This is a genomic window from Halomonas mongoliensis (genome assembly GCF_052496345.1).
This window is the reverse complement of record NZ_CP199288.1, coordinates 2,260,853-2,279,147: the sequence shown is the minus strand read 5'-3', so window position 1 is coordinate 2,279,147 and position 18,295 is coordinate 2,260,853. Positions and strand designations below refer to the sequence as shown.

Below are 18,295 nucleotides of genomic sequence, written 5' to 3'. Positions count from 1 at the left end.
CGCCCCCTGCCCCGGCAGGGGGCGTCGCGTTATGGCCCCCCCGGCTTGAAGGTGGCGGGCTCCAGGTCATGGCGCCCCAGCAGCTTGTAGAAGTCGGTGCGGTTGCGCCCGGCGATGCGGGCGGCCTGGGTCACGTTGCCTTCGGTGATCTTGAGCACCTTGATCAGGTAGCTGCGCTCGAAGGCGGCCCGGGCATCGTTGAAGGTGGGCAGGGCGCTCTCCTCGGCGGCCAGGGCCTGGGCCACCAGCGCCTCGGGGATCATCGCCGAGCTGGTCAGGGCCACGCACTGCTCCACCACGTTGACCAGCTGGCGCACGTTGCCCGGCCAGGCGCTGGCGGCCAGCAGGTTGAGGGCCTCCGGAGAAAAGCCCTTGACGAAGGGCTTGTGGCGCTCGGCGGCCTGGGCCACCAGGTGCTTGGCCAAGAGCGGCACGTCCTCGGCGCGCTCCTTGAGGGCCGGCAGGCGCAGGTTGACCACGTTGAGGCGGTAGTAGAGATCCTCGCGGAACTCCCCTTCGCGCATGGCGCGATCCAGGTCGCGATGAGTGGCGGAGATGATCCGCACATCGATGGGAATCGAGGTGGTCGAGCCCAGCGGTCGGACCTGGCGCTCCTGCAGGGCCCGCAGCAGCTTGACCTGCAGCGCCAGCGGCATGTCACCGATCTCGTCGAGAAACAGGGTGCCGCCATCGGCGGCCTGGAACAGGCCGTTGTGCTCGCTGATGGCACCGGTAAAGGCGCCCTTGGCGTGGCCGAACAGTTCGCTCTCCAGCAGCTGCTCCGGCAGGGCCCCGCAGTTGATCGCCACGAAGGGACGGTCGGCCCGCCGGCTGGCACGATGGATGGCCCTCGCCATCAGCTCCTTGCCCGACCCCGAGGGGCCGGTCACCAGCACGCTGACATCGGAGCCCGCCACCATGCGCGCCTGCTCGAGGAGGCGCTCCATGTCCGGGCTTCTGGTGATGATCTCGGCGCGCCAGGCGTCGTCACCCTCGGCGGCCGAGGCCGGCGCCTGGGCCAGGGCCTCGTCGATGGCGGCGAACAGCTCCTCCCGATCCACCGGCTTGGTGAGGAAGCTGAACACCCCCTCGCGGGTGGCACTCACCGCATCCGGAATCGAGCCGTGGGCGGTGAGCAGGATCACCGGCAGGCCCGGCACCTGTCGCTGCACCTCGCGAAAGAGCGCCAGGCCATCCATCTCGTCCATGCGCAGGTCGGTCAGCACCAGGTCGGGGCGGCTGAGCTCCAGGGCCTTGAGGGCATCGCGGCCGCTCTCGGCGGTGGTGACGCGGAAGCCACGGCTCTCCAGGCGCATGCCGAGCAGCTTGAGCAGGCTGACGTCGTCATCCACCAGCAGGATGTGCGGGCCGGCACCTCGACCACCAAGGCCGCGCGCACCCGGCGCCGCTCCACTGGCCTGACGGGCGCCCTGGGCGCGGGCCTGCAGGTGCAGGGGGATCACGTGCTTCACGTCGTTCTCCTGTCAGTCGGTCTGCTGTCGCAGGTTGATGCTCTGCTCGATGGCGGTCAGCGCCTCGAGCTTCTCGGCCAGGGCGGCCTTCTCCTCCTCCAGCGCCGCGTGCCGACCCTCGGCGTCGGCCAGTTCGCCACGGGCCTCCTCCAGGCGGCGCGCCATGCTGCGCCGGCCCTCCAGCTCGTTGAGCCAGTAGCGCAGCAGCGGCTGCAGCGCCACCGGCGCCGACGCCAGGTCGGCCTTGTAGAGCTCCGAGGCCTGGTCCCACTGGCGCTCATTGCCCCAGCTCAGGGCCACGGCCCGCGCCAGGCGCCGTTCGCTGGCGCTGCCCTCGAGCCGGGCCAGGATGGCGTCACGCCAGGCGCGATCGCCGCGCTGGGAGGCCAGGCCGAAGGCCACCCAGTCATCGAGCAGGCAGGCCGGATCGGCAAAGTCGGGAATGCCGCCCGGGCAGACGCTGGGCACGCTGTCGATCGCCGGGGCCGCATCGCGGCTGGCGCCCCCTCCGAAGGGGGCATCCGGCAGGAGCTCGCAGCCAGCCAGCCAGAGGGCGGTCATGCAGGCGAGCAGGGGGCGAAAACGCATGACATCAGTTCCTTGCAGGGTGGCTCGCCTCCAGGGCGAGCTCGGGGTTGAGGGGCAGGCTCGCGTGGAGCCCTGCCGGGAGGGTCAGGCGGAAACAGACGGCCAGCCGGGGATCCTCCACCAGCTCGAGCTGCCCCTGCTGGATCCGCGCGCAGTCCGCGGCCACCGAGAGCCCGATGCCGGACCCCTTGAGCGGCCCCTTGCGGCGCGCCTGCCCCTGGTAGAAGGCCTCGAACAGGCGCGGCCGATCGGCCTCGGCGATGGGCTCACCGCTGTTGGCCACCTCCACCTCCAGCCGGTCTCCACGCCGCCGAGCGCGGATCTCGAGCACACCACCGTCTTCACCGTAGGCGATGGCGTTGGAGATCAGGTTGTCCAGGAGACGCGAGGTGGCGGTGTGGTCCAGCGACCACTCCAGGGGGCCATCGAAGCTGCTGACCGCCATGCCCTTGTTGGCCAGCGCCAGGCGATGCTTGGCCAGCACCTCCCGCACCACGGTGGCGACATCCAGCCGCTCGGGCGTGACCTGACGGTTATGCTGCAGCAGGTTGTAGTCGAGCAGCTGCTCGATCAGCCGCTGCAGCTCGCCGCCGCTGGCATCGATCAGCTCGAGGATCTCGCGCTGGGGGGGCGACAGCTCACCGGCCACGCCGTCGGCCAGCAGGGCCGAACCCTCGCGAACGCTGGCCAGCGGCGTCTTGAGCTCATGGGACATATGGCGCAGGAACTGCTGCTTCTCGGCCTCGAGCTCCTCGAGCCGCGATGCCAGCCAGTCGAGACGCTCGTCGAGCTGCACCAGCTCTGCCGGCCCCTGTACCAGCCGCGCCGCACTGCGGGGGGCACCGCTGCCGATACCCAGGATCCGCCGCTCCAGCTGGCGCACCGGGCGGATGATCAGCCAGGAGAAGAGCAGCATCAGCACCAGGCTGGCGGAGACCAGCGCCGCGGTCTGCAGCCAGAGGCGGGCCTGCACCGTCTCGGCCCGCTCGCGGATCGTCTCGATGCGGGCATCGATATGGCGGTTGGTGGCGCGACGCATCGACTCGGTACGCTCGGCGAAGGCGGGGAAGATCGCCAGCTGCTGCTCGAAGAGCTCCCGAGGCAGCTCGGGCAGTCGCTCCAGCAGCTCCAGCTGACGCGCCAGCACGGCCACATCGCCCTCTTCCCCCAGCAGCTCCCGCTGCTCGGCGAGCAGGTCGCGATACTCCCCGAGGCGCTCGACGTAGATATCGAGCAGGCTCTCCTGCTCGACCACCGCATACTGACGGGCGCTGCGCTCGAGCTCCAGCGCCAGGATGCCCAGGGTACGAGCGCGGCGGGTCTCCTCCACCGCCTGGCGCGCGCTGACGTCCGCCAGCCGCGAGAGCTCCGACAGGGCCTGGGCCGCCTGGAACATCAAGACGCCCAGCGGGAGCATCACCACCAGAAAGGCGAGCAGAACAAGCTGAAACAGCGAGCGGGGGCGCCAGCGACGCGTCACACGAATGGTCATGTCCAGCGTTCTTTGCAGGAGGATGGGTGGCAGAAAAAGTGGGGATACCGCCATCTTCTAGACCTTCAGGATACCAGAGTTCTGCCGGCCATCGCGGCGCCATGTTGCCTGCGCTGCCACCCGCGCGGCTGCCGGACGGAAAAAAAAGGGCCGGCAGAGCCGGCCCAAGTACGCAGGGAACTGAAGGGTCTGGAAAGCGAACCGCGCAAACCGCCTGACCGGTGCGGCAACGCGCTTTCCATGGGCCCGAGGGCCCCGAAGCCATGTGACCCCATCTGCCGCCAGGGGCTGGGGCCCCATGCGGGCAGCCTGCCTTGCGGCACACCACCCTGCTTCGTCTTCGGCACCACCGCCCCGGCCGAGCCGGCGGCGATGCTGCGCAATTCGATCCCCCCGCAGGGGGAGAGGCATCCATGCCAGGGCATCCTTGCCCCTGAAGGTACGCGTCCTTGATCGAGTCGGTACCCGTCTCATCGCAACCTTGAGTCACACATCGCTAGGAGCAGACGCTGGTCGCTTCGCGGGTCGACACGCACAGGGCAGTGATTGCCTGACCCCCTTGGCGACCGAAGACGATTCGAGCCGTAGTGAATCGTCTCCGTTGCTCGCCTAGAGTATTGCCAACATCGTGCCAGAAACCTTACTCAACCTTTAAAATCAGTGACTTAAAACAAGCCCCGACGCCACTGACGCCAGGGCGCGGCCGGAGCGGGCCCGGCAGGTACGAAAATCGGGGGAATTTCGTTGCCATATGGCGACGCCCAATACTGCCCGCCAAAAAATTGCATATATATCAAATAAATACGGCGTCTCCCTCTGGCGACACCGCACGAGAGGGCGACGCGATACGGCGACAGGTGGGCGTCGCAGGCGGCAGGGAGCGACTCAGGAACGCCCGGGGGCGAGGGGCTTGATCAGCACCTTGGACTTGCGGGCATGGTTGTAGGTATCACGCCGCAGCGGCGGCAGCGACTCGATCTCGGCCAGGCGGAAGCCGTGCTCGAAGAACCAGTGGGCGGTATGGGTGGTCAGGGCAAAGAGCGAGTCGAGCCCGCGACGGCGCGCACGCCGCTCTATCTCGGCAAGCAGCAGTTCCCCCCGGCTGCCGCCCCGGTAGTCGTCGTGTACCGCCACGCAGGCCAGCTCTCCCATGTCGGCGTCATTGAAGGTGTGCAGGGCGGCGCAGCCGATGATCATGCCGTCGCGCTCGATCACCAGGTAGTCATCGATCTCGTGCTCGAGGCGCTCCCGAGAGCGCGGCACCAGCATGCCGCGATGCTCCAGGGGTTCGAGCAGCTCCAGCAGGCCGCCGATATCGGCCAGCTCCGCCGGCCGCAGCTGCTCGTAGCGGTGCTGAGTGATCATGGTCCCCACCCCGTCGCGGGTGAAGAGCTCGCCCAGCAGGGCGTCGTGATCGTGCCAGGAGAGCAGGTGGGTCCGGGCCACGCCGTGACGGGCGGCCTGGCAGGCCGCCTCGAGATGCCGCGCCAGCTCGCTGCCCGGCTCGGCCCCGGCCAGCAGCGGCTCGGCCTCGGCGGGGGTCAGCTGACGCTGCATCTGACCGCTCTGGTCGAACAGCCCACAGGCCTCCCCCAGCAGGATCAGCTTGTCGGCGGAAAGCGCCATGGCGGCATGCTGGGCCACGTCCGAGGCATTGAGGTCGAAGACCTCACCGGTGCTCGAAAAGCCCAGCGGCGGCAGCACCACCAGCGAGCCCCGCTCCAGCAGCCCCTGAATGGCGGTGGCGCGCACTCGACGCACCTCACCGCTGCGGTCGAAGTCGACCCCGTCGCGCACCCCCAGCGGCTTGGCCATCACCAGGTTGCCGGAGACCGCGGTCAGCTCGACCCCGTGCATCGGGGTATTGGGCAGGCCCAGCGACAGCCGTGCCTCGAGCCATAGCCGCTGCTCGGCGGCGGTCCGCTCGATGACACCCATCACCGCCTCGTCGGCGATCCAGCGCCCCTGATGCAGAGACGGGGTGACCCCGGCGTCATCCAGCGCCTGCTGCACCTGGGGACGAACGCCGAACACCACCACCAGCCGCACCCCCAGGGTGTGCAGCAGCGCCAGGTCCTGGATCAGCTGCTCCCCTCGCCCGCGCGCCATGGCCTCGCCCTCGATCAGAATGACGAAGGTGCGCCCGCGGTGGGCGTTGATATAGGGCGACGAGTTGCGAAACCAGTCGACAAAGGGGAAACGAGTGTCCAAGGCAACCCTCTTCGGCAGCGGATGCATGAGTGTCAGGCAGACGTTCGAGAATAGCAGAGCCGGGAAACCCGCGGCACCACCGGCAGGCAGGAAGCGGCAGGGCCCGCGATGCGAGCGGGCCCCGGGTCCGAGGCCTAGCCGAAGATTCCCTTGAAGGTAAAGAAGAAGAGGATGGAGAGGATGGCGCCGGCCGGCAGGGTGATCAGCCAGGACATCACGATGGTGCCGATCACGCTCAGGTTGAGTGCCGCCATGCCGCGGGCCAGCCCCACCCCCAGCACCGCCCCCACCAGGGTGTGGGTGGTGGAGATGGGCAGGCCGGTGCCCGAGGCGAGCACCACGGTGGAGGCGGCCGCCAGGGTGGCGGCGAAGCCGCGGCTCGGGGTCAGCTCGGTGATGCCGGTCCCCACGGTGGCGATGACCTTGTGGCCATAGGTGACCAGGCCGAAGACGATGCCACCGCCGCCCAGCACCAGCACCCACCAGGGCACCAGGGCGGCGCTGTCGATGACGCCGTCGCTGCGCACCACGCTGATCACCGCCGCCAGCGGCCCCACGGCGTTGGCCACGTCGTTGGAGCCGTGGGCGAAGGCCATGGCGCAGGCGGTAAAGATCATCAGCACGCCGAAGACCCGCTCCACGTTGCTGAAGCCGAAGTGGTCGTCGGCACGGCGCTCGTACTTGACGCGCCGCTCCATGAGGATGCCGAGCCCCATGATGGCCAGCCCCAGCAGGATGGCGAGCAGGAAGCTCTGGCCGAAGCTGAGGTCGAGGCCCACATGGGTCAGGCCCTTGGTCAGGGTCACCATGGCGACGATAAAGCCCACCAGGAAGACGTAGACCGGCACATAGCGCTTGGCGGCGGCGAAGGGGTCATGGGACTCGAAGATGAGGTGCTGCACCGACTTGAAGAGCACGAAGGCGATGGTGCCCGCCAGCACCGGCGAGACCACCCAGCTCGAGGCGATGGTGCCCACCTTCCCCCAGGCCACCGCCTCCATGCCCAGGCCCACGGCGCCGAAGCCGACGATGGCACCGACGATGGAGTGGGTGGTGGAGACCGGCCAACCCTTGGCGGAGGCCACCATCAGCCAGATGGCCGCGGCCAGCAGCGCCGAGAGCATGCCGTAGACCAGGAACTGGGGATCCGCATCGAGCAGCTCGGGGTCGATGATGCCGCCGCGAATGGTGGCCGTGACCTCGCCCCCGGCCAGCCAGGCGCCGAGAAACTCGAAGATGACGGCGATGATGATCGCCTGCTTGATGGTGATGGCCTTCGAGCCCACCGAGGTGCCCATGGCGTTGGCCACGTCGTTGGCACCGACGCCCCAGGCCATGAAGAAGCCGAACAGGCAGGCAAGAATGATGAAGACTTCGCCGTGCTGCGCGATGATCGACATAGGGGTTGGTTCCTATGTGGCTTGTCGAGAGTGGCGTGCGATGCCTGCCCGGCGGCGCCGGGCAGGCAAGATGGGGTCAGCGGGCCGTCAGGATCTGCAGACGGCTGCCGACGCGCTCGGCGCGATCGGAGAGCTCTCCGACCCAGTCGATGATCTTGTAGAGGAAGACCACATCCACCGGCGGCAGCTCGCTCTCCAGCTCGAAGAGCTGGCGGCGAATCGCCACCTGCTGGCCATCGGCCTGCTGCTCGAGGGTGTGCAGCTCGCGGATCAGGCGATGCATGACGTCGGAGACGTTGCGCCCGAAGCCGGACTCGAGGAGCGCCTCGAGCTCCTCCATGGCCTCCCGGGCCTGGGCGACGCAGGCCACCGCGGTGCGCATGTAGTCGCGCATGGGACCGGCCAGGGGCTCGGGCATCTGCATGCTGCGGCCGAGCATGATGCCGGTGATGTCGCGCACCTTGTTGGCCATCTTGTCCTGCACGCTGACCAGCTCAAGCAGGTCGGTGCGGGAGACGGGCAGGAAGAGGGTATTGGGCAGGTTGAGGCGCAGCTCGGTCTTGAGCTCGTCGGCCTCGTGCTCCAGCCGGGTGATGGTCTCGCGGACCCTCGCGGCCTCGGTCCAGTCGCCGGCCAGGGTGGCCTCGAAGAAGGGCAGCAGCTGGTCGGCGCACTCGTTGGCCTTGACGATATGCGCCCGCAGCGGCTGGAATGGCGAGCGACCGAACATCGCCGAGAATGGGTTGGGTGTCACCATGGAATTCTGTCGGCTTGGGGAATGGCGGCGACAGTATAGAGCCCCCCTCCGGCAGCGTCATGAAAAAATCCTCCAGAATTCATCACAGCGAGACACCATTGTCATGAGTCACGAGATCGAGCTGAAGCTCGCCCTGGGGCCGGAAGGGCCGGACGCCTTGCGCCGGCACCCGCTGCTGGCGGAACAGGCGCCGGCCGCCCAGCGCCTCGGCAACACCTATTTCGACACCCCGGAAGGCGACCTGGAGGCGGCCCGCATGGCGCTGCGCCTGCGGCGCATCGACGGGCGCACCCTGCAGACCGTCAAGACCAGCGGCGAGGGGGGCGGCGGCCTCTCGCGGCGCGGCGAGTGGGAGTGGGAGGTGCCCGGCCCCGAACTCGACCTGGCGGGCCTCGCCGGGCTGCCGCCGGCGACCCTGGGCCGCGAGGTGCTGTCGCGGCTCAGACCGCGCTTCACCACCGACTTCCGCCGGGAGAGCTGGCAGCTGGCCCACGCCGGGGCTCGCATCGAGGTGGCCCTGGACGAGGGGGAGATCCTGGCCGACGGCCGGCGGGTGGCGATCCGCGAGCTGGAACTCGAGCTCAAGGCCGGCGAGCCGGAAGCGCTCTGGTCCCTGGCCGAGGCTCTGGCCGAGTCGGTGCCGCTGCGCCCGGCGGATACCAGCAAGGCGGCCCGGGGCGGCGCCCTGCTGCGCGGTACCTGGAAGCTCCCCGAGGGCGTAGCACCCTCCGCCTGGCTGCAGCGCGCCGTGGTGGCCCTGGACGCCCTGGCCGATACCGGCGAGGCGCACTGGCGGGAGGCGGCCCGGGACGCCCTGGGCGGGCTGGCCGAGGCGAGCGGCGGCGAACTCGGCGAGGCGGCCCGGCGGCTGGCCGAGGGGCTGAACCGCGCCGACTGGCTGGCGCCCCCCTTCGGCCTCGACTTCCTGCGCCTGGCCCGCCGGCTGCCCGCCGACCGCCCGCTGGGCTGACTGGCGAGCCATCGGTCCACCACCACCCACGGAGAGAGCCTGATGAACCTCGAGATCAGACCCGGCGGGGAAGGCCTGCGCACCCGCGCCTTCCAGATCATCTTCGAGTCGGATACCCCGGCGGCCAAGGGATTCGATATCGCCCTGATCGCGATGATACTCGCCAGCGTGCTGGTGGTGATGCTCGACAGCGTGGCGGCCTATGCCGCTCGCTGGGGCGAGCTCTTCTTCTGGCTGGAGTGGGGCTTCACCATCGCCTTCACCATCGAGCTGGCGATCCGGCTCTACTGCCTGGAGCGACCGACGCAGTACCTGCGCAGCTTCTACGGGGTGGTGGATGTCATCGCGGTGCTGCCCACCTGGCTGGCGCTGATCGTCCCCGGCGCCCAGGCCCTGCTGATCGTGCGAGTGCTCAGAGTGCTGCGCATCTTCCGCATCCTGCGCCTGATGCAGTTCGTGGGCGAGGGGCGGCTGCTGGTCGAGTCGCTGCGCCGCGCCCTGCACCCCATCTTCCTGTTCCTGCTCACCGTCCTCTTCCTGGTCACCATCTTCGCCTCGCTGATCTACCTGATCGAACCCGCCGAGGCCGGTTTCACCAGCATTCCCCAGGCCATCTACTGGGCCATCGTCACCCTCACCACGGTGGGCTATGGCGACATCGTGCCGGTCACCCCCCTGGGCCAGGGGCTCTCGATGATGGTGATGCTCACCGGCTACTCGATCATCGTGGTGCCCACCGGGGTCTTCTCCGCCCAGGTGATCCGCTCGATCCGGGAGGAGCGCTATTCCGACGAGGCCTGCCCCGGCTGCGGGCATGACAGGCACGAGCGAGGCGCCAGGTACTGCCTGAAGTGCGGCACCTGGCTCGACGAGGAGTCGCCGGACCCGCACCTCTCCGAGGAGGAGCAGGCGGCCTGGCACGAGGCCCGCAAGGAGAGTGACGCGGATGGCCAGGAGGGCGAGACGCCGCCGGGCTGAGCCGGCGGCAGCGGGCCACTACTCCCGGAAGGGGGCGACGTCGCCGCGTCCCTCGCGAAGGATCTTCGGGGGCAGCTCACGCAGATCCACCACGCTGGTGGGCTCCAGGTGGCAGGCGCCGCCGTCGATGATCAGGTCCAGATGGGCATCGAAGCGGTCGCGGATCTCCTCGGCGTCGGTCATCGGCAGGGTCTCGCCCACCGGGATCAGGGTGACGCTCATCAGCGGCTCGCCCAGCGCCTCGAGCAGCGCATGGGTGATGGCGTGATCCGGCACCCGCACCCCGATGGAGCGCCGCTTGGGGTGCAGCAGCAGCCGCGGCACCTCGTTGGTGGCCTGGAGGATAAAGGTATAGGCCCCCGGCGTGTGGGCCTTGAGCAGCCGGAAGACGGCGTTGTCCACCTTGGCGTAGGTGCCGATCTCGGAGAGGTCGGAGCAGACCAGGGTGAAGTTGTGCTTGTCATCCAGCGAACGCAGCCACTTGATCTTGTCGATGGCCTTCTTCTCGCCCAGGGAACAGCCCAGGGCATAGCCGGAATCGGTGGGATAGGCCACCACGCCGCCGGAGCGGATGATCTGGATCGCCTGGTCGATCAGACGCTTCTGGGGATTATCGGGGTGAAGCTGGAAGAACTGGCTCATGGTGTCGCTCCCTGTGCAGTGGCCGTGTCATCGATCGTGAGACGCTAGCGCCCGGGCCGCGTCCGCCTCCGCCGGGCCGCCAGCGAAGCCGGCCAGCCGCGGGTGGGTCCAGACCGGCGGGGTGGCGGTGCGCGGTACCGGGCTCATGCTGCCCGGGGCCAGATGGCCGCCGGGAAAGTGAAAGTCGCTGCCCACCGAGGCGAGGAGCTCGCGCTCCTGGAGCTGGCGGGCGAGGTCACGGGTCGCATCGGGATTCTGGAAGCCGCTGACCAGCTCCGCCGCCTGACCGCCCGCTTCCCGGAAGGCGTCCAGCAAGAGGCCGCGCTTGCGCCGGGTCAGGCCGTGGCGCAGCGGATGGGCGAGCACCGCCACTCCACCGGCGTCCAGCACCCAGGCCACCGCCTCGCCGAGCTCCGGCCAGTGGGACTTGACGTCGCCGGCCTTGCCGTCGCCCAGGTGCTTCTTGAAGGCGGTGGCGATATCGGGCACCAGCCCCGCCGTCACCAGGGCCCGGGCGAAGTCCGGCCGCCCCAGGGGGCGCTCGCTGCCGGCCTCCTCGCGAGCCCGGGCCAGGGCGTCGGCGAGCCCCACCTTCTCCAGGCGCTCGGCGATCTTGTGTGCCCGCTGCTCGCGCGCCTCGGCCTGGGCCGCCAGCCCCTGGACCAGGGCGCCGCGAGCCCCCTCCGGCAGCAGCCCCACCACATGGATATTGTGGCCCCGCCAGCGGGTGGAGAGCTCGGTGCCGGGGATCAGCGTCAGTCCCTCGCGCCCTGCCGCGGCGGCGGCCTCGGCCACACCGGCCAGGGTATCATGGTCGGTAAGCGCCATATGGGTGAGCCCCCTGGCCTTGCAGAGGGCCACCAGCGCCGCAGGGGCCAGGGCGCCGTCCGAGGCGGTGGAGTGCATATGCAGATCGACGGAGAGCGGTTCGGGCTCGCCTTCGAAACGAGCGGGAAGTGATGGCATTGGCATGACGCCGACCGGCGACTTTGTCAGAATGGGTTTCCATGGTGCGCGCCAGGCCGAATCCGGTCAATCGCCGGCGCGCTTCGCGGCATCCGCCGCTCGACCCGAGGAGCCCCCCTGCCATGCTCTACGCCATCATCAGTGAAGATGTGAACAACAGCCTGGAACGCCGCCTGGCCGCCCGTCCGGACCACCTGGCCCGCCTGGAGACCCTGCGCGACGAGGGACGCCTGGTGCTGGTCGGCCCCCACCCGGCCATCGACAGCGAGGACCCCGGCGAGGCGGGCTTCACCGGCAGCCTGGTGGTCGCCGAGTTCGACAGCCTCAAGGAGGCCCAGGCCTGGGCCGATGCCGATCCCTACATGATCGCCGGGGTCTATGCCAAGGTGACCGTCAAGCCCTTCAAGAAGGTGCTGCCCTGAGCCCCTGAGGCGCCACGCTGTCCACAGGCAGGTTTTACACAGAGGCTGTGGATAACACTGTTGAAACGCCGCGGATGCCTTTCGCCAGCCGTGATGAGACGCCGCCGCGGCGCCATCGATCAAGAATCATCCACCCACCGGAGCCCTCCGTGACCGCCGCCCCCGATGGCCTGCCCCCGCTCGCCGCCCTGGAAACCGCCCGCCTCGACTGGCAGAGCGACGCCAGCGGCGAGGCCGCGCCGCACTCGGCCGCCTTCGACGACGTCTACTTCTCCCGCCACGACGGCCGCGCCGAGACCGGCCATGTCTTCCTGGCGGGTAACCGCCTGCCCGAGCGCTTCGCCGCCTGGCAGGAGAGGCGCCCCTTCGTGGTCGGCGAGACCGGTTTCGGCACCGGCCTCAACATGCTCTGCGCCTGGGCCTGCTTCGATGCCCAGGCCCCGGCCGACGCGCGGCTCCACCTGGTCTCCACCGAGAAGTTTCCCCTTGCCCGGGAGGAGCTGGCCCGGGCGCTTTCCGCCTGGCCCGACCTCGCCCCCCGCGCCGCGGCACTGGTCGCCCAGTGGCCCGAGCCGGTGGCCGGCGTGCACCGCCTGTGGCTGGATGAGCGGGTCACCCTGGACCTGCACTTCGGCGATGCCGCCGAGCGGCTGGCGCTGCTCGAGGGCCGGGTCGACGCCTGGTTCCTGGACGGCTTCGCCCCGGCGAAGAACCCCGAGATGTGGCGGCCCGAGCTGTTCGAGGCGATGGCGGCCCACTCGCGCCCCGGCGCCACCTTCGCCACCTTCACCTGCGCCGGCGTGGTCAAGCGGGGCCTGTCAGCGGCGGGCTTCAGCTGGCGCAAGGTGCCGGGGTTCGGGCGCAAGCGCGAGATGCTGGCCGGCGACATCGCCACGCCACCCGGCGACGAAAGGCGCGCCCGCACGCCCTGGTTCACACCGCCTGCCGCCCGGCCCCCGCGGCAGGTGGCGGTGATCGGCGCCGGCATCGCCGGGGCCAGCGCCGCCGCCGCCCTGGCCCGACGCGGGGTCTCGGTGACCCTGATCGACCGCTTCGACCGCGCCAGCCTCGGCGAGACCCATCTGCAGGGCGCCCTCTACGTCAAGCTGGCCGTGGACACCAACCCCCAGAGCCGCACCTACCTGGCCGGGCTGCTGCACAGCCGGCGCTGGCTGGAGTGGCTGGACCCGGAACAGGCGCTGTGGCGCCCCAGCGGCGTGCTGCAGCTGGCCCTGAGCGAGAAGGAGCAGGCCCGCCAGGCGCGCTTCCTGGCCAACCACCCGCTGCCGGAGAGCGTGGTGCGCGGCCTCGACGCCGAGGCGGCCGGCGCCGCCGCGGGCATCGAGGTCCCCGGGCCGGCCCTGGACTACCCCTGCGCCGCCTGGGTCAGGCCGCTGGCGCTCTGCGCGAGCCTGGCCGCCACGTCGGGGGTCACCCTTCGCCTGGGCGAGGTAACGGCACTGGACGGCGGCGCCGATGGCTGGTGCCTGACCCTGGCCGACGGCGAGCGGCTCGAGGCCGACCAGGTGGTGGTGGCCGGGGCCAGCGAGGCCGGCCGCTTTGCCCAGACCGCCGCCCTGCCCCTGCAGCCGGTGCGCGGTCAGGTCAGCCAGCTGCGGCTGCCCGAAGGGGCACCGCCGCTGGGCCGGGTGGTCTGCGCCGGGGGCTATGTGCCGCCGGCCGCGGACGGCGTGCTCAACTTCGGCGCCACCTTCGCCCCGGGGGAGACCGACCCGACGGAACGGGCGGCGGACCACGCCGCCAACCTGGCGGAGCTCGAGCGGGGCCTGCCCGCCTTCGTCGCCGCGCTGCGCGATGCCGGCGCCGACCTCACCCCCGAGCGCCTCACCGGCCGGGTCGGCGTGAGGGCGGCCAGTCCCGACAAATCGCCCTATGCCGGGCCGGTGCCCGACGCCACGGCGTGGCGGGAGGACTATGCCCTGCTGACCAAGGACGCCACTCGGGTGCCCGAGGTGCCGGGACGCCACCACCAGGGGCTCTGGATCAGCGCCGCCCACGGCTCCCGGGGGCTGGCCAGCGCCCCGCTCTGCGCGGAGCTCCTCGCCTCGCGGATCTGCGACGAACCGCTGCCCCTGGAGCAGCCGCTCGCCGACCACCTTCATCCGGGCCGACGAATCATCCGCGAGCTGATCAGAGGGAAATAGGGAGGCCCTACCCCTCCTCCTCGTCATCGGCCAGGTCCCGCCCGAAGGCCCGCCACTGGGCCAGGGTCATCACCTCGGTGAGCTCGGTCTGCAGGTCGTGGGCGATGATCAGCTCTTCTCGCTCGAGCTGCCCACGGAGCTCCCCCACCCAGCCGCGCATCCCCTCGCCGGTGTCGGTGGTGTCGTAGCCCTGGCGGGTGACGAAGGCCTCCAGCAGGGCATCCAGGGTCTCGGCGGGCAGCATGCGCCAGGGCACCTCGATAAAGCGTCCGCTCATGCCTCGCCCTCCCCTTCGGTATGCTCGTCACCCTCTCCCGCCTCCCAGGCGGCCAGCCGCGCCAGGAAGGCCGCCTCGTCGAGCACCGGCACGCCGAGCTGCATCGCCTTCTCCAGCTTGCTGCCGGCGGCCTCGCCGGCCACCAGCCCCGCGGTCTTCTTCGAGACGCTGCCGGCGACCTTGGCGCCCAGCGCCTGGAGGCGCGCCTTGCCCTGGTCCCGGGTCATGCTCGCCAGGGTGCCGGTGAGCACCCAGGTCTGGCCGGCCAGGGGCTTTGGCCGCTCGCCCACGGCCTCCTCCTCCCAGCGCAGGCCGCAGGCGATCAGGTCGTCGATGGTCTCGCGGTTATGGGGCTGACGGAAGAAGGTGTGCAGGTGGGCGGCCACGATGGGTCCCACGTCCTCCACCGCCTCCAGGGCCTCGACCTCGGCCCCCATCAGCGCCTCCAGGGTGCCGAAGTGGCGGGCCAGGTTGGCGGCGGTGGCCTCTCCCACCTCGCGAATGCCCAGGGCATAGATGAAGCGCGCCAGCGTCGTTGCCCTGGCCTTCTCCAGGGAGGCCACCAGGTTCTCCGAGGACTTCTGCCCCATGCGCGGCAGCTCGGCGAGCCGCTCGGCCTCCAGGCGGAAGAGGTCCGCCGGAGTGGTCACCCAGTCGCGCTCCACCAGCTGCTCGATCAGCTTCTCGCCGAGCCCGTCGATGTCCAGGGCGCGGCGAGAGGCGAAGTGCTTGAGCGCCTCCTTGCGCTGGGCCGGGCAGTAGAGCCCGCCTGAGCAGCGCGCCACCGCCTCGCCCTCCAGGCGCTCGACCTGGGAGTCGCAGACCGGGCAGCGCTCGGGGAAGACGATCTCCCGGGCATCCTCCGGACGCTCACCCTCCACCACCCGTACCACCTGGGGAATCACGTCGCCGGCCCGGCGGATGGCCACGGTGTCGCCGATCATGACGCCGAGACGCGCGATCTCGTCGGCGTTGTGCAGGGTGGCGTTGGAGACGGTGACCCCGGCCACCGAGACCGGCTCCAGGCGGGCCACCGGGGTGATGGCGCCGGTGCGCCCTACCTGGAACTCGACGTCATTGAGCCGGGTGGTCTGCTCCTGGGCGGGAAACTTGAAGGCGATGGCCCAGCGCGGCGCCCGGGAGACGAAGCCCAGCTCCCGCTGCAGGCGCAGGTCGTCCACCTTGATCACCACGCCATCGATATCGTAGCCGAGACCGTCACGCCGCTCCCCCAGGGCTCGACAGTAGTCGACCACGCCCTCGGCGCCGCGCACCACGGCAAGCTCGCGGCTGGTGCGAAGGCCGAAGTCGCCCAGATGGGCCATCAGGGCGCTGTGGGTGGCATCGCCCGGGGCGGGCTCGATGCGCGCCACCTGATAGGCGCTGAAGCGCAGGGGGCGGGTCGCGGTGACCCTGGGGTCGAGCTGGCGCAGGCTGCCGGCAGCGGCGTTGCGGGGGTTGGCGAAGACCTTGCCCTCTTCGGCCCGGGCCCGGGCGTTGAGCGCCTCGAAGTCGGCGTGCTCGATGACCACCTCGCCGCGCACCTCCAGCAGCGCCGGCGGCCTGTCGCCGCGCAGCTTCAGCGGCACCGAGCGCAGGGTGCGCAGGTTGGAGGTGATCCCCTCCCCGGTACGACCGTCGCCCCGGGTGGCGCCGCTGACCAGCACGCCCCCCTCGTAGACCAGCGACACGGCTGCCCCATCCAGCTTGGGCTCGCAGCAGAAGTCGAGCGTCTCGGGATCGCACTCCAGGCGCTCCGCCACCCGCTGCACGAAGGCCGCCAGCTCCTCCTCGCTGAAGGCGTTGTCCAGGGAGAGCATGGGCACGGCGTGCTCGATCTCCGGAAAACCGGCATCCGGCGGCGCCCCGACCCGCTGGGTCGGGGAGTCCGGGGTCACCAGCTCCGGATGCTCGGCTTCGAGCGCCTGCAGCCGGCGCAGCCGGCGGTCATAGTCGGCGTCGGTGAGGCTCGGGTCGTCGAGAACATAGTAGCGGTAGTTGGCATCGTCGAGCTCGGCACGCAGGCGCGCGACCTCATCGAGAAGCTGCTGGTTGGGCTGGGTCATTGCGTCAGGGTTCTCGTCCAGGGCGAAGGCCTCGAAGCCCCCGCTTCGAAGCCGGTTATCGGCGCCTAGCTTACCAAAGCAACGACCCCCGGTGGGATGGACCGGGGGTCGTTGGCATACCGCTGGGCACAGAGCGCCTGGGACTAATTCACCTGATAGCGATGCAGGCGATGGCGACGGACGAACTCCTGCACCCGCTGACGGGCAAACTCCACGGTCTGGGCGGTCATCACGCTGTGATTCTCGTCTTTCAACTCGCCGCCGAGGTTTCGCACGATCACCATGGCGGTCTCCACCATGGCCTCGAAGGACGCGGAGGCGTCCTCCGCGCCAGGCAGCGGCATCAGCAGGGTGATGCCCGGCGTGCGGAACTCGTCCATGCCGGTGATGGGGAAGGTCCCCGGCTTGACCACGTTGACCATGGAGAACTGCAGGCGGCTCTCCGGGTCCTCGGTCTCGAAGCGGTGGAAGACCCCCATGTCACGGTCGTAGCGCAGGCCGCAGGCGAGCATCAGGTTGAGCAGGGCGGCACCGGAGAAGCCCTCCTCCTCCCGGGACATCACGCTGATGACGATAAGCTCGTCGGCGGCGCCCAGGGTCTCGCGAGCATGCTCCGCACTGACGTCATGGCGAAGCGCCTTCTCGAGCACAGGGTGCACGTGCACCTTGTCGCTCTGCAGGGGCTCCTCGGTGGCATAGGCGGACGGCTCGTTCGGATACGCCGTATCGTCGACGGCCACTCCGGCACGCCGCGAGCGGGGCGGGGCAAAGAGCGGGTCATTATCGTCGAACTCGGCGGCGGCCTGGGCCTCCTGGCGCTTCTGCTCTCGCTCGGCCTCGGCCTGCTCCCGGGCCAGCCGCTGACGCTCGGCCTCGAGGGCGGCCTTCTCCGCCTTCTCCTTCTCGCGGCGGGCCTTCTCCAGGCGCTTCTGTTCGCGGCGGTCGGCAAGGCTCTTCTGCAGCGAGGCGCCGAAACGCTTCATGGAAACGCCCATGCGCTGCGAGCCGCTCTTCAGGGAATCGCCCATGCCCTCCAGGTCGACCAGCCGATAGCGCTCGTCGTCCGGGTAGTCGTCATGGTCCTCGGGGTCCGCCGCCAGGGGCGCCTCGGTGCGGCTGGCGCTCTCGGCGGTCTCGTCATCCAGAGCGGAGAGGCTCGGCTCGCGCCGCTCGGGCGCCTCCACGGCGGGCTCGCCCGAGGCAGGCGCGTGCTCAGTCGAACCGGCAGCAGCGCTGGTCTCGGCGCGGGGCGGCTTGCCCCGGTCGCTAGTCTCGGAGGTGGCCGGCGCCACGCCGGGGCTGTCGGCCGCCTCGGCGGCGCCAGGCGCGCCGGCGGAAGCCAGCGGGGCGGCGGGCGAAGCCGCCGCGGCATCTGGCTCACGGGAGGCCTGGAGGGCAGGCTCGCGCCGGGAGCGCTCGGTATCGCCCGGACTCTCTTCGTCCCTGGTGCCCTCGGCCTGCTGGCGGAACCCGGCCAGCACGCGGGACGGGCCGGGGTGCTCCTGGCGCTCCAGCTTGGGTTTGGGCTGCACAGGGCTGTAGTCCGCGGGCCTGACGACTCGCGCCCCTCCGTTGGGCAGCTCCCAGTTGATCTCGGCCTCTCGGGCCGCCGGGTCGGGGTCATTGCTGCGGGTGTCGTCTACCGCTTCATCGAGCCGGGGAACACGCCGCTGGCGCTGCAGGCGACGCACCCCATCCACCACGATGAGGGTCACCAGCGCCAACCCCAGGATGATCAGCCACTCTCTAAGTTCCATGGGTCGTCAGCCTTTCGCTTAGGCGCCATGCCTGATGGTTGTCCGTCCATAGCATAGCGTGATCGCCGAAATAGGGGCCACTTTTTTTAATTGTCAACCCTTCGGGATTTATCCCCCCGAGTCGCCTCCGGC

The 18,295-nt window shown here is 70.2% G+C and carries 15 protein-coding genes; 4 read left to right on the top strand and 11 right to left on the bottom strand.

All coding sequences use genetic code 11. The features are described 5' to 3' along the window. Positions 1-29 precede the first annotated feature (29 nt). The 6 genes from glrR to ACRYRV_RS10740 form a co-directional block, all read right to left on the bottom strand. Positions 30-1,316 (bottom strand): two-component system response regulator GlrR, encoded by a 1,287-nt coding sequence (gene glrR, locus ACRYRV_RS10765; RefSeq protein WP_253452257.1) that lies wholly within the window; start codon positions 1,314-1,316, stop codon positions 30-32. A gap of 168 nt (positions 1,317-1,484) precedes the next feature. Then, a complete protein-coding gene (locus tag ACRYRV_RS10760) occupies positions 1,485-2,060 on the bottom strand; it encodes a hypothetical protein (RefSeq protein ID WP_309635958.1) in 576 nt (191 codons plus the stop codon). A 4-nt stretch (positions 2,061-2,064) separates the two neighbouring features. Continuing rightward, positions 2,065-3,552 (bottom strand): sensor histidine kinase, encoded by a 1,488-nt coding sequence (locus ACRYRV_RS10755; protein WP_444985172.1) that lies wholly within the window; start codon positions 3,550-3,552, stop codon positions 2,065-2,067. A gap of 885 nt (positions 3,553-4,437) precedes the next feature. Next, positions 4,438-5,763, bottom strand: a complete 1,326-nt coding sequence (gene argA / locus ACRYRV_RS10750; RefSeq protein WP_309635960.1) for an amino-acid N-acetyltransferase — start codon at positions 5,761-5,763, stop codon at positions 4,438-4,440. Positions 5,764-5,897: 134 nt separating this feature from the next. Continuing rightward, entirely contained in the window at positions 5,898-7,163 is a 1,266-nt protein-coding gene (locus ACRYRV_RS10745) for an inorganic phosphate transporter (protein WP_253445787.1), read from the bottom strand. A gap of 76 nt (positions 7,164-7,239) precedes the next feature. Then, positions 7,240-7,920: a TIGR00153 family protein gene (locus tag ACRYRV_RS10740; protein WP_309635961.1), complete on the bottom strand. Its 681-nt coding sequence runs from the start codon at positions 7,918-7,920 to the stop codon at positions 7,240-7,242. Positions 7,921-8,023: 103 nt separating this feature from the next. Between ACRYRV_RS10740 and ACRYRV_RS10735 the strand changes: the two genes are divergently transcribed. Both ACRYRV_RS10735 and ACRYRV_RS10730 read left to right on the top strand, forming a co-directional pair. Further along, complete coding sequence (locus tag ACRYRV_RS10735) at positions 8,024-8,890, top strand: CYTH domain-containing protein (protein WP_444985173.1); 867 nt, start codon at positions 8,024-8,026, stop codon at positions 8,888-8,890. A gap of 42 nt (positions 8,891-8,932) precedes the next feature. Next, the gene (locus ACRYRV_RS10730; RefSeq protein ID WP_309635963.1) at positions 8,933-9,868 is read left to right on the top strand and encodes an ion transporter; all 936 of its coding nucleotides are present in this window, start codon (positions 8,933-8,935) and stop codon (positions 9,866-9,868) included. Positions 9,869-9,886: 18 nt separating this feature from the next. Here ACRYRV_RS10730 and ACRYRV_RS10725 read toward each other — a convergent pair whose 3' ends face one another. Together ACRYRV_RS10725 and ACRYRV_RS10720 are read right to left on the bottom strand one after the other, a co-directional pair. Beyond that, positions 9,887-10,510 (bottom strand): L-threonylcarbamoyladenylate synthase, encoded by a 624-nt coding sequence (locus ACRYRV_RS10725; protein WP_309635964.1) that lies wholly within the window; start codon positions 10,508-10,510, stop codon positions 9,887-9,889. Positions 10,511-10,537: 27 nt separating this feature from the next. Continuing rightward, positions 10,538-11,482 carry a PHP domain-containing protein gene (locus tag ACRYRV_RS10720; protein ID WP_444985174.1) on the bottom strand — a complete coding sequence of 315 codons (945 nt, stop codon included), beginning with the start codon at positions 11,480-11,482 and terminating at the stop codon, positions 10,538-10,540. Positions 11,483-11,598: 116 nt separating this feature from the next. Between ACRYRV_RS10720 and ACRYRV_RS10715 the strand changes: the two genes are divergently transcribed. After that, entirely contained in the window at positions 11,599-11,898 is a 300-nt protein-coding gene (locus tag ACRYRV_RS10715; RefSeq protein ID WP_253445803.1) for a YciI family protein, read from the top strand. 149 nt (positions 11,899-12,047) lie between these two features. Continuing rightward, on the top strand, positions 12,048-14,063 hold the full coding sequence (gene mnmC / locus ACRYRV_RS10710; protein WP_444985175.1) for a bifunctional tRNA (5-methylaminomethyl-2-thiouridine)(34)-methyltransferase MnmD/FAD-dependent 5-carboxymethylaminomethyl-2-thiouridine(34) oxidoreductase MnmC: 2,016 nt from the start codon (positions 12,048-12,050) through the stop codon (positions 14,061-14,063). Between the two features lie 7 nt (positions 14,064-14,070). On the opposite strand, the gene ACRYRV_RS10705 is transcribed toward mnmC, so the two are convergent. From ACRYRV_RS10705 to zipA, 3 genes are all read right to left on the bottom strand, one after another. Further along, positions 14,071-14,340, bottom strand: a complete 270-nt coding sequence (locus ACRYRV_RS10705; protein ID WP_253445809.1) for a YheU family protein — start codon at positions 14,338-14,340, stop codon at positions 14,071-14,073. Further along, positions 14,337-16,406 carry an NAD-dependent DNA ligase LigA gene (gene ligA / locus ACRYRV_RS10700; protein ID WP_444985177.1) on the bottom strand — a complete coding sequence of 690 codons (2,070 nt, stop codon included), beginning with the start codon at positions 16,404-16,406 and terminating at the stop codon, positions 14,337-14,339. Before ligA ends, ACRYRV_RS10705 begins: the two co-directional genes overlap by 4 nt. 143 nt (positions 16,407-16,549) lie before the next feature. Then, positions 16,550-18,163: a cell division protein ZipA gene (gene zipA, locus ACRYRV_RS10695; RefSeq protein WP_444985178.1), complete on the bottom strand. Its 1,614-nt coding sequence runs from the start codon at positions 18,161-18,163 to the stop codon at positions 16,550-16,552. Positions 18,164-18,295: the final 132 nt, after the last annotated feature.

What these genes read in the sequence shown, in the direction of transcription:
- glrR (WP_253452257.1), bottom strand. Translation starts at nt 1,316, where the DNA reads ATGCGCCTGGAGAGCCGTGGCTTCCGCGTCACCACCGCCGAGAGCGGC.
- ACRYRV_RS10760 (WP_309635958.1), bottom strand. Translation starts at nt 2,060, where the DNA reads ATGCGTTTTCGCCCCCTGCTCGCCTGCATGACCGCCCTCTGGCTGGCT.
- ACRYRV_RS10755 (WP_444985172.1), bottom strand. Translation starts at nt 3,552, where the DNA reads ATGACCATTCGTGTGACGCGTCGCTGGCGCCCCCGCTCGCTGTTTCAG.
- ACRYRV_RS10745 (WP_253445787.1), bottom strand. Translation starts at nt 7,163, where the DNA reads ATGTCGATCATCGCGCAGCACGGCGAAGTCTTCATCATTCTTGCCTGC.
- ACRYRV_RS10740 (WP_309635961.1), bottom strand. Translation starts at nt 7,920, where the DNA reads ATGGTGACACCCAACCCATTCTCGGCGATGTTCGGTCGCTCGCCATTC.
- ACRYRV_RS10735 (WP_444985173.1), top strand. Translation starts at nt 8,024, where the DNA reads ATGAGTCACGAGATCGAGCTGAAGCTCGCCCTGGGGCCGGAAGGGCCG.
- ACRYRV_RS10730 (WP_309635963.1), top strand. Translation starts at nt 8,933, where the DNA reads ATGAACCTCGAGATCAGACCCGGCGGGGAAGGCCTGCGCACCCGCGCC.
- ACRYRV_RS10725 (WP_309635964.1), bottom strand. Translation starts at nt 10,510, where the DNA reads ATGAGCCAGTTCTTCCAGCTTCACCCCGATAATCCCCAGAAGCGTCTG.
- ACRYRV_RS10720 (WP_444985174.1), bottom strand. Translation starts at nt 11,482, where the DNA reads ATGCCAATGCCATCACTTCCCGCTCGTTTCGAAGGCGAGCCCGAACCG.
- ACRYRV_RS10715 (WP_253445803.1), top strand. Translation starts at nt 11,599, where the DNA reads ATGCTCTACGCCATCATCAGTGAAGATGTGAACAACAGCCTGGAACGC.
- ACRYRV_RS10705 (WP_253445809.1), bottom strand. Translation starts at nt 14,340, where the DNA reads ATGAGCGGACGCTTTATCGAGGTGCCCTGGCGCATGCTGCCCGCCGAG.
- ligA (WP_444985177.1), bottom strand. Translation starts at nt 16,406, where the DNA reads ATGACCCAGCCCAACCAGCAGCTTCTCGATGAGGTCGCGCGCCTGCGT.
- zipA (WP_444985178.1), bottom strand. Translation starts at nt 18,163, where the DNA reads ATGGAACTTAGAGAGTGGCTGATCATCCTGGGGTTGGCGCTGGTGACC.